The sequence below is a fragment of the Pseudomonas sp. 2822-17 genome (assembly GCF_002742485.1).
Classification (GTDB): Bacteria; Pseudomonadota; Gammaproteobacteria; order Pseudomonadales; family Pseudomonadaceae; genus Aquipseudomonas; species Aquipseudomonas cyclaminis.
Genome location: NZ_LJRZ01000066.1, coordinates 1 through 387 on the forward strand (window position 1 = coordinate 1; position 387 = coordinate 387).

Sequence of the window (387 nt, forward strand, 5' to 3'; positions counted from 1 at the left end):
GTCCAGAAGGATTAGACATTTACCGGAGACTCGTGAAGCAAATACCAGCAGTACTCCTTCAACCAGGAATCATTGCCTTTGAAATTGGTCATGGACAAGGTGAGGCTGTTAAGTCATTAATCCAACTGGAATTTCCCAAAGCAAATGTTAAGATCATTAATGATATAAATGGAAAAGAACGAATCGTTTTAGGGACGGTAGATTAGCTTCTTGATCAAGCTTTTCATGCGAAAGTGATGGTATAATGTAAGGATAGTCAAAAACATACTGAATACACTTGATAAGATAGTACTTGATAAAAGCAATTTTTTTACACCACTGAACCGTAAATTAAACATATGTAAAGAAACCCCCAATTATTAAATTTAGCTTTCTAAATTTAATATG

Annotated in this window: 1 pseudogene; it reads left to right on the plus strand. The window is 34.1% G+C overall.

Annotated elements, in window-relative coordinates:
* Positions 1 to 206: pseudogene (locus tag AOA60_RS32525) on the plus strand (protein-(glutamine-N5) methyltransferase, release factor-specific); the annotation flags it as partial.
* Positions 207 to 387: the final 181 nt, after the last annotated feature.